The 16134-nt window shown below is 46.3% G+C and carries 11 protein-coding genes; 1 reads left to right on the top strand and 10 read right to left on the bottom strand.

What is annotated here, in order from left to right:
* Positions 1 to 15 precede the first annotated feature (15 nt).
* From HF679_RS02275 to rfbB, 8 genes are all read right to left on the bottom strand, one after another.
* Positions 16 to 4224 carry a glycosyltransferase gene (locus HF679_RS02275; protein WP_154144583.1) on the bottom strand — a complete coding sequence of 1403 codons (4209 nt, stop codon included), beginning with the start codon at positions 4222 to 4224 and terminating at the stop codon, positions 16 to 18.
* Positions 4225 to 4305: 81 nt separating this feature from the next.
* Positions 4306 to 5703 carry an ABC transporter ATP-binding protein gene (locus tag HF679_RS02270; RefSeq protein WP_187042570.1) on the bottom strand — a complete coding sequence of 466 codons (1398 nt, stop codon included), beginning with the start codon at positions 5701 to 5703 and terminating at the stop codon, positions 4306 to 4308.
* Positions 5693 to 6532 (bottom strand): ABC transporter permease, encoded by an 840-nt coding sequence (locus HF679_RS02265; protein ID WP_227550011.1) that lies wholly within the window; start codon positions 6530 to 6532, stop codon positions 5693 to 5695. The genes HF679_RS02270 and HF679_RS02265 overlap by 11 nt, the downstream gene beginning before the upstream one ends.
* A gap of 45 nt (positions 6533 to 6577) precedes the next feature.
* Positions 6578 to 7510: a glycosyltransferase family 2 protein gene (locus HF679_RS02260; RefSeq protein ID WP_187042569.1), complete on the bottom strand. Its 933-nt coding sequence runs from the start codon at positions 7508 to 7510 to the stop codon at positions 6578 to 6580.
* A gap of 3 nt (positions 7511 to 7513) precedes the next feature.
* The gene (rfbC, locus tag HF679_RS02255; RefSeq protein ID WP_187042568.1) at positions 7514 to 8062 is read right to left on the bottom strand and encodes a dTDP-4-dehydrorhamnose 3,5-epimerase; all 549 of its coding nucleotides are present in this window, start codon (positions 8060 to 8062) and stop codon (positions 7514 to 7516) included.
* 12 nt (positions 8063 to 8074) lie between these two features.
* Positions 8075 to 8965, bottom strand: coding sequence for a dTDP-4-dehydrorhamnose reductase (gene rfbD / locus HF679_RS02250; protein ID WP_187042567.1), 891 nt, complete (start codon positions 8963 to 8965; stop codon positions 8075 to 8077).
* A 34-nt stretch (positions 8966 to 8999) separates the two neighbouring features.
* Positions 9000 to 9869, bottom strand: a complete 870-nt coding sequence (gene rfbA, locus HF679_RS02245; protein ID WP_154144574.1) for a glucose-1-phosphate thymidylyltransferase RfbA — start codon at positions 9867 to 9869, stop codon at positions 9000 to 9002.
* A gap of 16 nt (positions 9870 to 9885) precedes the next feature.
* Positions 9886 to 10950, bottom strand: coding sequence for a dTDP-glucose 4,6-dehydratase (rfbB, locus tag HF679_RS02240; protein ID WP_187042566.1), 1065 nt, complete (start codon positions 10948 to 10950; stop codon positions 9886 to 9888).
* Between the two features lie 1109 nt (positions 10951 to 12059).
* Here rfbB and HF679_RS02235 point away from each other — a divergent pair.
* On the top strand, positions 12060 to 13064 hold the full coding sequence (locus HF679_RS02235) for an NAD-dependent epimerase (protein WP_154144570.1): 1005 nt from the start codon (positions 12060 to 12062) through the stop codon (positions 13062 to 13064).
* Positions 13065 to 13440: 376 nt separating this feature from the next.
* Here the strand turns inward: HF679_RS02235 and ugd are convergent, their stop codons facing one another.
* Positions 13441 to 14607 carry a UDP-glucose 6-dehydrogenase gene (gene ugd / locus HF679_RS02230; RefSeq protein WP_154144568.1) on the bottom strand — a complete coding sequence of 389 codons (1167 nt, stop codon included), beginning with the start codon at positions 14605 to 14607 and terminating at the stop codon, positions 13441 to 13443.
* A 150-nt stretch (positions 14608 to 14757) separates the two neighbouring features.
* Positions 14758 to 16128 carry an O9 family phosphomannomutase RfbK gene (gene rfbK, locus HF679_RS02225; RefSeq protein WP_154144566.1) on the bottom strand — a complete coding sequence of 457 codons (1371 nt, stop codon included), beginning with the start codon at positions 16126 to 16128 and terminating at the stop codon, positions 14758 to 14760.
* Positions 16129 to 16134: the final 6 nt, after the last annotated feature.

Genomic DNA, 16134 nt, shown 5'->3' with positions numbered 1-16134 from the left:
AAATCCAGAAGCGACTCAAGCTGTTAAATCAAAGTTAATTCCATTCGGAGCTAAATTGACGTTGTAGAAAGGATCATACTGATAGAAATTAGGGTGCTTCTCATACAAACGACGTAACTCACTAAAGAGACGCTCTTGCTTAACCGGGTCGACGAGATCTAAACCGCGGCTAATCGATTCGTAGTGATAAAGTGTTACCGCCTGGCACACGACGTTATAGAAGCCATTTTTGGACAATGTAAAACATAAATCCACGTCGTTATACGCAATAGGGAAAGACTCATCAAACCCGCCAATCTTCTGATACTTCTCTCGCTCGATCATCAAACAGGCGCCGGTTACCGCCAGCCAGTTATATTCCAGCAGATTTCGCATGAAGTATCCTGGGCTATTACTATCATGGCGCAAGAACGCATGTACCGGGCCACACTGCAGGTTCAGAACACCAGCATGCTGAATTTGTTGAGTGCCTGGATATAACAATTTTGCGCCGACAGCACCAATATGTGGCAGCTGCGCATATCCTGCCATCCGCTCCAGCCAGTCATCCATCAGCACTTCAGTATCATCGTTCAGGAACAGTAAAATATCGCCTGACGATGCCGCTACCCCTACATTATTCAATTCTGAGAAGTTAAACGGGATATCGTGATGTATCACCTTCACACGCGAAACAGACGTTAGCTCAGAGAAATAAGCCAGTGTGGTTTCCGCCACAGAACCGTTATCAACGATGATCACTTCATAATGTGCATATTTCGTCTTCTCGATAATTGAATCAATACAACGACGTAGCACTTCATCATTATCACGGGTAGGAATAATGATAGAAATCAGTGGGGTGCCGGTCAGATGATAATTGACACGGAAATACCCTGGGACTTCAGTCACTGGCTCGACGGTCCCTTGTAACCCTCGGCGTTTTAACGCATCAACACGCACCTGTCGCGAAGCTTCGAGGACATAAGGTTTAGCGGCAATGTCAGATGCCACTGAAGCCGGAATGATTCGCCAGTGATAGAGGATTTTATCAATATGACTAATGCGGTCAGTATGTTCAGCAACTCGTAAGACAAAGTCCCAGTCCTGGCAACCATCAAATTCGGAACGTAGCAGACCGGTTTTTTCCAACAGACTACGCCGCACACAAGACGCATGACAAGTAAACATCGTACTCATCATAGTGTCAGGTGACCAGTCTGGTTTGAAATGCGGCTGAGTATAGTCGCCCGCTTCGGTAAGCTTGTCTTCATCACTGTAGATGAAATCAGGTTGCTGCTGCTCAATGCACAGCGCCATTTCATACAGGCAGTCGACGGTGAGTTCGTCATCGTGGTCAGCAAATACGATGAAATCCCCTTTTGCCGCCTGAATCCCAAGATTAGTCGCACCTGAAATACGTAAATTAGATTCCGCATGGATAATTCTAATCTGGGGATGCGAGATTTTGTTCAGCGCTTGCTGAAGTTGCGGGTCCGGGCTGCAATCATCGGCAAGAATTAACTCCCAATGCGGGTACCATTGCGATGTGATTGACTTCAGCAACCCGTCAAGCAGATCCAAAGGGGTATTATAAACAGGTATCACAATGGAGAAGAACGGTTTGCTTGCAATAGCTGCAATGCGTTCAGCCAGATCAACAGGCCGTGCTGGTTCAACGTAGCAGTATCCTGAACGCCCTGGTTTCAGGTGATAGCCTGTTTTGTTGTCGTATGAAATTGAAGCCGCAGGTACAGTATTCAAATTCAGATTTTCTTGTAAAACACTAATGCTACGCTGCTGTTTCAGACGAGCAATGACACCAGAAAATCCTTCCTGGCGAACATAATAAATGCCTTTTTGAGCAACAGCCTTTATGCCATGTTTCTGAATCAGCCCCGTAATCAGTCGATTCGCTTTTTTAAGCTTGAGATTTACCCCACCCGCAATACGAAGAGGTTTTGAGACTTTCCAGCTAGTGGACTCTCTGAAATCATTGATAATGCTATTCAAAACCTGAATATGCCCAACATAGTTGGCCATCTGGGTGTTCTGTGAATCAACTTTTGCTTTTAACTCTAGCAATTCAGCCGTTAATTTTTGCTGAGCCTGCTGTAACTGGCTCAGCTCATTTTCGGTTCGTGCATGACTGCGAATTCTTTCCGCCAGGGCTTGGGCAACAACATCTGGGGCCGCCATCTCGAGACTAACGTCAACCGTTATCTGCTGACCAATAAACACTTCCGGTATCAAAATTTGCGGATCGTTAGAGTTGGAATAATACAGCACGCCGTGCTCTAACGCGCATACCTCACAGAGATCCACATAGCTGGCAGTTCCATCATTCAGGGACCACTGGACACGACCCTCGCGATCTTTCACCTGCAGGTTTTCAATCAATATCCAACCGCTGGTTTCCGAAGGATCCAGTCGCAGATAGTTCTTTTCATTTGGGTTAACCGGTACATCTAGTGAATGTGAGACCGTCTGACCAAATTTGAGATTAAACGACGAGCTTTGCAACTGGGTAAATTCCTGCTCACCATTGCGGTAATATAGACGCGCTTCAGAGGTGAATGAGGACGCTCCGCTACTTAACGGTGCATCAGGGTGCCAGACGTCAAGATAAGACTGACTTAAGCCCGTAACCTGCTGTTGGAAAATAATTTCTTGCTCATTAAAGGCATCAAGTTCTGATTCATTAAGCGTGAAACCGCATTCCCGAATCACCTGAAGAATAAACTGCTGGCGGGTTATCTCAGGGTTTTCAGCCGGTAGCATTACCCGGGCACTTTGGCGTAAGAGGATATTGAGCGATCTGAATAAAAGATACGCTGTCTCAATTGGCTGAGGTGCCGCCCATTCACAATCGAATAGATGAGGCTGACCACTCTTATCAACAATGATATTCTGCGGTAAGGCATCAATAAACTCACCAGGAATGGTGTGTTGAAGATCGGTTGAGTGTCCTTTTCCAGCAAGCAATAACTGTAAATGTGCAAGGTATTCACGCAGTAAAGTAACAACCTGCGCGACACGCCATTCAGGTGAGGTAAACAATGCCACAAACTTAAAACTGAATGGAAGGCCATTATGGTAGACAGGATCATCGACTATTCTACAGGTATACTTGCCCTGTTCACTTTCTGTCGTCTCAGCAAGTTTTTCATAATGAATATTAACGACACCATTGTCTGAAGAGAAAATAGTCTCTTTGACATATGCAGGTTTTCTTTGCGTGCTGTAATGATACGCTAAGATATTCGCATCAGTTGTCGGAAAATCGGCAGCGGTTGCAGCAATCAGGAATGAGTTGGCGAGATCCATGCCGAGGTTATTTTTAAAAATAACCGGCCAGGTATCGGTCAAAGAGAAATTCAACTTAGCCGGCAGTTGTGGATCGGCGGCAACAGTTTGCCAGGCAAAGGCACCGGCATCAAACTCACTGACTTTACATCCGCGTTCAGTGACGATCGAGGTCGGCATTTTATAATCTGGGAAAGGTGCCAAAAACTCGACGGTACGATAGCCACTTCCTTTCAGCAGATGTTCAATGGCAACTCTGCCATAAGTCTCTGGTTCGCCCGACTTATATCGACCTTCAACACCATACATCGGTTTTGCCAGATGATCTTCCGGCGCGCCAGCAAAGTATTTGAGACCAAGCTGGTTCTCGATAGCAATAAAAAGAAATCCATCAGGTTTCAAAAAACTTCTGATTTTCTCAAGCATCGCATTCGCTGCATGCTCAGCTGAACTGAACATACTGGCATATTCAAGTACACCGATCAGGGTGATGGCGTCAAATTTTTCTTCGGTTTGAAAATCATCGAAACGCTCGGCCAGGACCGTAATATTATCCAGATCGCGGGTACGACTGGACGCTATCGCAGCACGCCGCTGGCTACCTTCAAGCGCAAGGATCTGCCCACCATTTTCGCCAAGAAAACGGGTGATGGCACCACACCCGGCACCAATTTCCAGCACCTTGCCTTTTAGCTTATCCTGGAACGGACGTAAAATATTGCCACGCTGGGAACTCAAATGATAAAGCGTCTGCCAGTCAACGCATTGATTACGCAATTCAGAGGAAAATATGGATATATCTTTCGCAGTTGCAATGATTCTGGCTAATCTTTGTTCTTCGTAATCGCCATCACTGTATGAAATATCCTGGTAATCGACTCGGGACCAGATTCCATGTTGTGCAAGAAATTTATAACCATTTTTTTCAAGATGAAACATATACTCAACCTATGCAAAATTTAAATCGGAAGGCACATTTTGCTGTTCCGATTATGCTTGCTGAATGATTTAATAACCGAATTAAATTGATGAACACTTCATTTTAACGCCCAGATCAACCAACCCAATAAATCCTGGGGTGGGTTCCACGGCTAAATGAATCGAATCATAACGACGGTCATGAGGTATGATATTGCCTTCAATGTCGCTACTTGCAATACCTACAGAAATAAAGTAGTCCCCTTGACTCAATATTCCCGGAAATTCTATGGCAATAATATACTCATCTTTTGAACTGATATCATCGACAAATTGGATATCTTGATATTCAGTATTGGTATTATAAATAGTAACACCTTCTTTGGTTTTTATTGCAAAGCCAAAGATCGGCCTGATAATCAGTTGGTTGAATTTGATTCTAAATTGAAATTGGAGAAGCTGGCCATTTCGGCAAATAGTAGGGTACTCTTCAGCACCCTGAACGAAGTGATAGTCAACAATCTCGGCAGCACGATCGCCCCAACGATACTCAGCACTATTATAATTCGCTCTGTGATGAAAACCGGTATCGCCATATTGCCAGGCGGGAGTAGCAGTCTCAGACTGGGACTGCTGCTCAGAGGCAATTTCACGGTCAAGACGCTCTTGCTCTCCCTTCGCTGCTTGATCAATGGAATCAGAAAGTGACGCTTTTTCTGCATTCTCTTTTGGTGACTTTCCAAAGAGCAGATCAAGATAGTGGTTAACCACGACTCTTGGGGAATCTTGCAGCATTAACTCGCCATCATTAAGTAATATTGCACTATCACAATGAGTAACGATCTGTTCCGTCGCATGTGACACAAACAGTATCGATGTTCCATTGGCCTTTAACTGTTTCAGGCGAGCAAAGCATTTGGCCTGAAATTTTGCATCGCCAACAGCCAAAGCTTCATCAACAATTAATATTTCGGGGTTAATCTGAGCCTGGACTGCAAATGCCAGTCTTACCAGCATCCCGCTCGAGTAAGAGCGAACCGGGGAGTCAATAAAGTGCCCAATATCTGCGAAGGCCAGAATGTCATCCAGTCGATTATCAACCTCAGCTTTAGTCAGACCGAGCAACGAAGCATTAAGATAGACGTTTTCGCGGCCACTGAAGTCATTATTAAAACCAGCGCCCAGTTCCAGTAATGCGGCAACCCGTCCGTTAACCCTGACTTCACCCGAAGTGGGCGTCAGCGTTCCGGCAAGAATTTGCAGCAGTGTTGATTTCCCTGAACCATTTTTCCCAACAATGCCAATAGTCTGACCACGTGGCAACTTGAAAGAGATATCCTGGAGTGCCCAGAATTCATCATGATAAACACGTGCCACACGGCCAAGTCGCTGATCAATTTTAGGTACAATAAAATCTTTTAAACGTCGGAGTGGATTGTCATATACTTGATAGCACTTACTAATATTATCCACTTCAATTGCATAATCATTAGATGACATCAGCAAAGCCCTTACGCGTTTTCTGGAACCAGATATAACTCAGTACCATAATGATAACTGAAACTAGGGTATATACCGCCAGGCCAGCAAAATTAGGAAGCCCCCCCCAAATAATGACAGTCCGCGCTTGTTCAATGATAAAGGTAAGAGGGTTCAGCAAAACAATATGCTGGAATGACTTAGGAAGCGCTGATAATGGGTAAAAAACTGGCGAGAGAAACATGACCACGGTCATAATAATACCGATAGATTGGCCGATGTCTCTGATATAAACGCCAAGAGATGATAGCAACCACGCCAGCCCCAATGTCAAAATAACCAGAGGCAAGAACACTAAAGGTGCAAAAATTATGGTCCAATGAAGAAAACCATTGAATGTTATGAATGCTATAAGTAACACACAGAAACTAATAAAACTATGAAAAAGCACTGAAAGTAATGTCACTACTGGTAAAATTTCAAGCGGAAACACAACTTTCTTAACATAGTTTGCATGCTGGATGATGAGGCCAGGGGCTCGCATCAGCGTTTCAGCAAAAAATCCATGGGTAATCATTCCCACAAAAAGAATCACTGCAAACTGGGTCTTTGGTTCATTAACGGCCCCAGCCCCCCATTTCGCTTTAAAAACCACCGAAAAGACAATGGTATATACTGCAAGCATGAATATTGGGTTAATGAATGACCAAAACAATCCCATCACGGAACCTTTATATCTCCCGCTGATATCTCGGCGGGTCATTTGATATATAAGGTTCTTATTACGCCATATTGAGGCAAGCATTTTATATAATGCTGTGTTTTTTAAGGATAGATGACTCACAGGCATCCTCTTGCTGATTTAATGCTGTACTGGGAAAAGAAGTGGCCGTCATTATAGTTTCTTTAAAAGGACTGCCATAAACAAAGCAATGTTACCTAATGTAGTTTGTCGATAGGGTTTTAATGTGCAAAAAACACGGAATCGATCGATCAGGCATGCGCTTCGTAATTTAATGAAATTTTCTAACTTAATTTTACTTTCCGGAGTTAAGTACTCATTAAAGCTTATTAGTAGATCGATATTCTTTTGATTCCAGTTTTTGAATTTACCATCCATCAACTTTCTGATGCGCAAAATCCTTGCCGCCATCGAAATATTAGAACCAATGATATTTTGGCCATGTTGGCGATAAAGAATTGCAGGATTCGGATCATAATACATATGACCATTGCAACCAGAAACAAGAATATAGATCCACCAGTCATGCGAGATAATTTCATCATAACACGGGGTTTGAGAGACCAACTCCCGTGCCTGATGATTTAGAATCATAGTATTCCCACCTGCGATGCTCTGCACCAGAGCGTTACAAAAAGAGGGGGTATATTCGAATAATGGAGAAAAACCAATAGGATGGCCTTCGCCATCTATCAGTTGCGTACGGCCACAGTATACAGCTGGTTTATTTAACTCACTAAAACTGGCAAGGTAACTAACCCCTCGCTCAAGCTTATCGTCATACCAAATATCATCCTGGTCGCAAAAAGCAAAATAGTTACAGTCAGAACCGTTATTTTGTAAAGAGGAGATGAAATTCCAGGCAAATCCTTTACGAGGACCATGTGTAATATGCAGACGGCCTTCTCCTAACTGACGCTGGTACTCCTCTAGGATGGCGATGGTTCCATCCGTGGAACCATCATCTGAAACATAAATAACCCAATTCTTATAGGTCTGATTAATTATCGAATCAATCTGCTCCTTTAAATATTTTTCACCATTGTAGGTGCAGAGCAGGACCGCAATTTTATCGTTTATATTCATGAATTAATTATATACTTCAGCATCACTCAATAATAATCCATTCAGATCTTTTGCAGAAAGCTGAATATCATTAACATCAGGCCATTTAATACCAACTTCCGGATCATTCCAGAGAATACTGCGCTCAGACTGTGGCGCATAGTAGTTGGTCGCTTTATAGACAAACTGCACCGTCTCACTCAGAGCCATAAAGCCATGTGCGAATCCTTCCGGGATCCACAGTTGACGCTTGTTCTCTGCACTTAGCACCACGCCTACCCACTGACCGAAGGTCGGGGATGAACGACGCACGTCAACTGCCACGTCGAACACCTCACCTTCGGTGCAGCGCACCAGCTTGCCCTGAGCATGCGGGGCCAGCTGATAGTGCAGGCCACGCAGCACGCCTTTCTGCGACTGCGAATGGTTGTCCTGTACAAACTCAACATGACGACCCACCGCCTCATCAAACACCTTGCTGCTGAAGCTTTCAAAGAAAAAACCACGCGCATCACCGAACACGCGAGGTTCAAAAATCAGGACATCAGGAATGTCTGTTTTAATAATATTCATATAGCTGCTCACCTATTTACCTGAAACTTCTACCACAACCCGTTCTACGCCCTGGCGCCAGTCGGGTAACGTCACACCAAACACCCGCTGGAACTTTTTATTCGACAGACGAGAGTTTAGCGGCCGTTTTGCCGGCGTCGGGTAGGCTGTGGTCGGGATACCGTTGACCTCTTTCACTGCCAGCACCAAACCGTGCGTACGGGCCACATCGAATACAAAACGCGCGTAGTCATACCAGCTGGTTTCGCCGCTGGCAACCAGATGGTATATACCTGCCACCGCTTTGTTACGCAGCTCTTCGCGAATAGCGATAGCGGTACAGTCTGCCAGCAGCTCGGCGCCAGTTGGAGCACCGTGCTGATCGTTGATGATCGACAGCGTCTCTTTCTCACCCGCCAGCCGCAGCATGGTTTTGGCAAAGTTCGCCCCACGGGTCGCGTACACCCAGCTGGTGCGGAAAATCAGATGCCGCGGGTTTCGCTGCTGCAGCGCCAGTTCACCGGCACGTTTGGTTTCACCGTAGACATTCAGTGGCCCGGTGGCCTCATCTTCCTGACGATAGTGACTGCCCTCCCCGTCGAACACATAGTCGGTGGAGTAATGCACCATCAGAGCACCCAGCTTCGCTGACTCTTCAGCCAGTACCGCCACGCCGCGGTCATTGAGCAGGTCAGACAGTTCGCGCTCACTTTCCGCTTTATCGACAGCGGTGTGGGCAGCGGCATTCACAATCACATCTGGTTTCACCTGACGAACGGTCTGAGCAATGCCTTCCAGATTAGTCAGGTCGCCACACAGTTCCGTATCGAAATAGTCAACCGCAACTACTTGTCCCAGTGTCGACAGCGAACGCTGGAGCTCCCAGCCTACCTGGCCGTTCTTGCCAATCAGTAAAATTTTCATGATTAAATACTCTGTATAGACGGTCGGCAGGTAATTAGCGTTCGCTGAGCAGACGCTGCAGATAGGCGCCATATTCGGTTTTCTTTAACTTTTCGGCCTGCGCCGCAACCCCTTCCGCAGACAACCATTTATTTCTAAAGGCGATCTCTTCCAGACAGGCAACCTTCATCCCCTGACGTTTCTCAATGGTATGAATGAACTGTGAGGCCTCGATCAGGCTGTCATGCGTGCCGGTGTCCAGCCAGGCAAAACCACGTCCCAGCAGCTCCACCTGCAGATCGCCACGCTCCAGATACATCTGGTTCAGGGTGGTGATTTCCAGCTCACCGCGCGCAGACGGCTTGACGGCTTTCGCCATCTCCACCACGTCGTTGTCGTAGAAATACAGGCCGGTTACTGCCCAGTCTGATTTAGGCTTCAGTGGTTTTTCTTCAATCGACAGCGCTCTGAAGTGCTCATCAAACTCCACCACACCGAAACGTTCCGGGTCGAGGACCTGATAACCAAACACCGTGGCACCGGACGTTTTGCTGGCCGCCGCATCCAGTTTCTTGCCAAAACTCTGACCAAAATAGATGTTGTCGCCCAGCACCAGCGCACAGGCGTCGTTGCCGATGAACTCTTCACCGATGATAAAGGCCTGTGCCAGACCGTCCGGCGATGGCTGAATCGCGTAGCTGAAGTTCACCCCGAACTGCGAACCGTCGCCCAGCAGACGCTGGAATGCCGGCATATCTTCCGGGGTGGTGATGATCAGAATATCGCGGATCCCGGCCAGCATCAGCACCGATACCGGGTAATAGATCATCGGCTTGTCGTAAATCGGCAGCAGCTGTTTAGACACGCCCTGGGTGATGGGATATAAACGAGTGCCGGAACCGCCGGCCAGAACAATACCTTTCATGGGTCGATATCCTTAATCAGTTATTCAGGCCAAGACGTTCACCGGCATAAGAGCCGTCCAGCACGCGCTGCCACCAGGTGGTGTTGTTCAGATACCAGTGAACGGTTTTCTCGATCCCGCTTTCAAAGGTCTCCTGCGGCACCCAGCCGAGGTCACGTTCAATTTTTGCCGCGTCGATCGCATAGCGCAGGTCGTGACCCGGACGATCTTTAACAAAGGTGATCAGGTCAGCGAACTGGCTGATATTGCTGGGCTTCTGCTCCACCACTTTATCCAGAATGTCGCAGATCGTTCTGACCACATCGATATTTTTACGCTCGTTATGACCGCCGATATTGTAGGTTTCACCGTTCCGGCCTTCGGTCGCCACTTTATACAGCGCCCGGGCATGATCTTCGACATAGAGCCAGTCACGAATTTGCTCCCCGTTGCCATACACCGGCAGCGGTTTGCCCGCCAGGGCGTTAAGAATGGTCAGCGGGATCAGCTTTTCCGGGAAGTGGTATGGGCCATAGTTATTGGAGCAGTTGGTCACCACCACCGGCAGGCCGTAGGTGCGATTCCAGGCGCGGACCAGATGGTCGCTGCCGGCTTTAGAGGCAGAGTACGGACTGCTTGGCGCATACGGCGTCTCTTCGGTAAACAGATCGTCAGTGCCTTCGAGGTCGCCGTAGACTTCATCAGTGGAGATATGGTGGAAGCGGAATGCCTGTTTGGCGTTCGCATCCAGAGCGGACCAATAGTGACGGGCTGCTTCCAACAGGGTAAAGGTGCCAATCAGGTTAGTCTGGATAAATGCGGCCGGGCCGTCAATAGAGCGGTCAACATGGCTTTCGGCAGCCAGGTGCATCACGATATCAGGCTGAAACTCACTGAACTGCTGAGCCACACCCTGGGCGTCGGTAATATCCGTACGCGAGAAAGAATAACGGCTGTTGTCGGCTACGGAAGCCAGAGACTCGAGATTACCTGCGTAAGTCAGGCAGTCCATTACGCGCACGTCATTCTGAGTATTCTCAATGATATGACGAACAACGGCAGAACCAATAAACCCAGCGCCACCGGTGACAAGGATCTTCATACTCTCTCTCGTTTTCAATAAGTTAAATGTTAGTTAAGAATACATTGTAAACTGTAGACACGCTACCGCCATTGGCTATCGCAACCAAAATGCGTAACGCTGCCGTGCTGCATTCTTAACTGTGACTATCAGTGCTCAAAAGTCGGCACAGCAACCGTTAGACGTCCACTTGTTTATGATTAATGTTCACATGTCGCACCCAGGCTAGTCAGCCTGTAAGAACAGAGGTATGTCGAAAACATAGCTCTGTTCTCAAACTAACGGCACTTAGCATAATCAACATTTAGGTGTCCATTTTCACCGTTTTAGAGCACTTAATCCATCAGGACTTTCTCATTTACTAGTCGATGCAGAAGCAGATTTTCGTGAGGATAGATTTCGCTCATCCTTAAAACGACACAGCTGAAACCTGCAACTGACTCCCAGAACACCCGACCGCAGTGAACAGGCAGGTATAGGGAAATTATCCTGCACTCCACCACTCTCAGTCCCTCTTACTATTGAGGCATTCCGCATTAGTTAATGCGGTTCATACTGGATCCTGTACAGATTGCTAGTTTGTTTTTTCAATAATGCAACGGCATGAACATAAAATACCCCCACATTATAGCTCTGCTCCAGGAGAATAAAAATGAAAAAGCGTGACTAATCCATTCAGGTAAGAAATGAACATTATTGATACAACAATTAAACCTTAAAACGAAATAATCGCAACACACTGATATTAAATAAAAAATTAAATCACATTTCTATTGACATAACAACAATGAATGGAATTGGCAATTTCCCCGTAAAATTTATAAATAGAAACAATAATGAGTTGATATGTCGGTCTCATGATTTGATTACAATCTGACCAAACAGATGCCAGTCAGGATAAAAACAACTGGTATTATTATTATGCTAATCTATTTTGCACGTGATAATAATTACCATTTGCACTGCCATGTACAAACATCTCAAATAACTCAAGATACAAATCGGAATGACAAGTGGTTTGTCGTTTATCTACTCATATCCTGCAACGGTAAAGCAGATGACCCATGAGGCAAGCCAGTGTAATATCTGTAAATATATATAGCGGGGAACAACCAGCCCGGAGGATAAATATGAAGTTTTTAGTCACTGGAGCCGCAGGATTTATCGGCTTTCATGTAAGTAAGCGCCTTCTGGAGGCAGGTCACGACGTTGTTGGTATCGACAACATGAATGACTACTATGACGTCAATCTAAAGCAGTCTCGGCTGGATCTACTGAAGTCTCCCCTGTTCACTTTTTTTAAAACCGATCTTGCCGATCGTGAAGGAATGGAGCAAATCTTCGCCACTGAGAAGTTTGAACGCGTGATCCATCTGGCAGCACAGGCCGGTGTTCGCTACTCACTGGAGAATCCTCACGCTTATGCTGATGCTAACCTGATCGGTTATCTGAACATTCTGGAAGGCTGCAGACATAACAAAGTACAGCACTTGCTGTACGCATCTTCCAGTTCGGTGTATGGCCTGAACCGCAAAATGCCGTTCTCCACCGACGATTCTGTTGATCATCCGGTGTCTCTGTATGCGGCGACGAAAAAAGCCAACGAGTTAATGGCACATACCTATTCTCATCTGTATGGCATTCCCACCACCGGATTACGCTTTTTCACGGTGTATGGTCCATGGGGACGTCCGGACATGGCGTTGTTTAAATTCACTAAAGCCATGCTGGAAGGAAAAAGCATCGACGTCTATAACTACGGCAAAATGAAACGCGACTTCACCTACATCGATGACATCGTAGAAGCGATCATTCGTGTACAGGATGTGATCCCGCAGCCAGATGCCGAATGGACGGTAGAGAATGGTTCCCCAGCAACCAGCTCTGCTCCTTACCGCGTTTACAACATCGGTAACAGCTCTCCGGTCGAGTTGATGGAGTACATCACCGCACTGGAAGAAGCGATGGAAATGAAGGCAGAGAAGAATATGATGCCAATGCAGCCCGGAGATGTCCTGGAAACCAGTGCAGACACCAGGCCGCTGTATGATCTTGTAGGCTTTAAGCCGGAGACGTCGGTTAAGCATGGGGTGAAGAACTTCGTGGAGTGGTACAAAGGGTATTACAACACCTGAGTCATTCCGAACCGTAATCTCAGATTGCTGTTTTTTATGCTTTTTCATGGAGTTGTTTAAACTTCTGTTCAGACAACTCTATGCAAACCTCGCATTCAGGATGTTGGTACAAAAACAAAAAAGCCCGCGTTGCAGGCTTCTTTTCCCTTCCGGCGCTTATCTCCGGCATCTACATCTCAGTAACGGTAGCTCTTCACAAGGTATGACTTAACATATCCGACCACTTCCCAACCTGCAATGAATTTAGGGCAAAATTACGGCCCACATCACATGATAGTGGGATTCGAAGTGGTAATGAGGGAAATATAATCAATGGGAGGGTATATTAAATCAGACTAGCGGCGATAACGCCGCCAGCACTGGGTATGAGAAGGTACTAATCGTTGCCGAACAGATCGCGGGTATAGACCTTATCAGCTACATCAGACAATTCTTCCGCCATGCGGTTGGAAATGATGACATCAGCTTCCTTCTTGAAGGCATCCAGATCACGAACCACACGAGAATTGAAGAATTCATCCTCTTGCATAACCGGTTCGTAAATAATAACTGGGATACCCTTGGCTTTAATGCGCTTCATAATTCCTTGAATCGAAGAGGCGCGGAAGTTATCTGAACCACTCTTCATTATCAGCCGATATACCCCAACCACCTTCGGTTTACGCGCAAGGATCGAGTCCGCAATAAAGTCTTTACGAGTACGGTTCGCATCAACGATGGCACCAATGATGTTGTTTGGAACAGATTCGTAGTTCGCCAGCAATTGCTTAGTGTCTTTCGGCAGGCAATAACCGCCGTAGCCAAATGATGGGTTGTTGTAGTGGTTACCGATGCGCGGGTCCAGGCAAACACCTTCAATAATTTGCTTGCTGTTCAAACCCTGGCTTTCTGCGTAGCTATCCAGTTCGTTGAAATAGGCCACACGCAGCGCAAGGTAAGTGTTAGCAAACAGCTTGATGGCTTCCGCTTCAGTCGAATCAGTAAACAGCGTCGGTATGTCCTGCTTAATCGCACCTTCTTTCAGCAGATTGGCAAAGCACTCTGCTCGTTCCGAACGCTCGCCGATGACGATACGGGAAGGGTGAAGGTTATCATAAAGTGCCCGGCCTTCGCGCAGAAATTCTGGCGAGAAGATGACATTGTCGATACCCAGACGCTCTTTGATATCACGGGTAAAACCGACTGGTATGGTCGATTTGATGATCATGACGGCATTAGGGTTAATCTCAGTCACATCTCGAATGACGGCTTCGACAGTCGAGGTGTTGAAGTAGTTAGTTTTTGGATCGTAGTCAGTTGGTGTCGCGATAATGACGTAGTCTGCATTGCGATACGCATCCTGTTTGTCAGTAGTCGCACGAAAATTCAGTGCCTTTTCTGCCAGGTATTCCTGAATTTCTTTATCGACAATCGGAGATATCCTCTGGTTAAGCAGATCAACTTTAGACTGTACGATATCCAGCGCGACCACTTCGTGGTTTTGCGCAATCAGGATGCCGTTCGATAAACCAACATAGCCGGTACCAGAAATAGTAATTTTCATTCGTTCACACTTTACTCAGTTAACGGGAAGGTAGCTAAAGGCCACACTATTAATCAAACTGCTGGCGGTTTTACTCTCCGGTCAGAGGGCATGTCAAGACGCAACCAAGAATAGAATGCATAATCAAATGGTTACGTCTGTCATAAATCGCTAGCGCAGAAGAGCTAAAATTTCTTCCGTTTTACTGTTCATCAACGCGGTGTCAGCTTTTGATTCCACATTCAGACGCACTACAGGTTCAGTATTAGAGCTGCGAAGATTAAAACGCCAGTCGGCGTACTCAATGCTTATTCCATCAGTGGTATCAACATTCAGTGCGGCAGGTTCATAGCGCTCCCGGATTAGAGCAATAGCTTCAGGAGCATTCTTCAGCTTGCGATTAATCTCACCTGATGCAGGAAACGCGGCCTGACGATCGGCCACCAATGCTTTCAGAGAAGTATTTTTCAGGCACAAGAGTTCAGCAACAAGCAACCAAGGGATCATGCCACTATCGCAATAAGCAAAATCGCGGAAATAATGATGCGCGCTCATTTCGCCACCATAGATAGCATCTTCCTGGCGCATCCGCTCTTTAATAAAAGCATGTCCTGTTTTGGACATAATTGGAATCCCACCGCTCTCAGCAACAATATCAACTGTATTCCATGTTAACCGCGGATCGTGAATGATTTTAGCACCCGGTTGTTTCTGCAGAAATGCTTCCGCGAGTAAACCGACGATGTAATATCCTTCAATAAATTCGGCCTCATCATCAAACATAAAGCAACGGTCAAAATCACCATCAAATGCAATGCCGATATCAGCATGATTCAGACGAACCGCATCAGCGGTATCCTGACGACACTCAGGCAAAAGAGGATTAGGGATACCATTAGGGAAGTTGCCATCTGGATGATGGTGCACTTTAACAAAAGTAACTGGAGCACCAGCGGCGATAAAACGTTTTTCAATTTCATCGATTACATGACCAGCTGCGCCATTACCTGAATTTACCACGAGCTTAAGCGGACGAGTAAAGTTCGCCAGATCAACGTAGCTCATCAGGTGATCGACGTACTCCTGCAAGATGGAGATCTGATGCAACGTTCCACGGCGGTTGATATCAACAGGGGGAAAATTATTTTCTTCAGCCAGTCTCTGAATATCACGCAATCCAGTATCACCGCTAATCGGTTTCGCATTATCCCGCACCAATTTCATACCATTGTAGTTCATTGGATTATGGCTGGCTGTCACTTCGATTCCACCATCAATCCCAAGATGGAAAGTTGCAAAGTAAATTTCTTCGGTACCGCTCAGACCGATATCAAGTACATCAGTTCCTGCATCCAACAGGCCATTTGCCAACGCCAGCTTCAAAGATTCACTGGTAAGGCGGACATCACCACCTACGGCAATACGCTTTGGCTTCAGGAACTCACCATAAGCACGTCCAATACGATAGGCAATATCTTCATTCAGTTCATCGCCTAATTCGCCACGAATATCATATGCTTTAAAACAGTTAAGCTGCGCCATCTTTTA

This window comes from Enterobacter sp. JUb54 (assembly GCF_014298075.1).
GTDB classification, from domain to species: domain Bacteria; phylum Pseudomonadota; class Gammaproteobacteria; order Enterobacterales; family Enterobacteriaceae; genus Klebsiella; species Klebsiella lignicola.
Note: the sequence above shows the minus strand (reverse complement) of the source record. Positions and strands in the feature narration are given on the sequence as shown.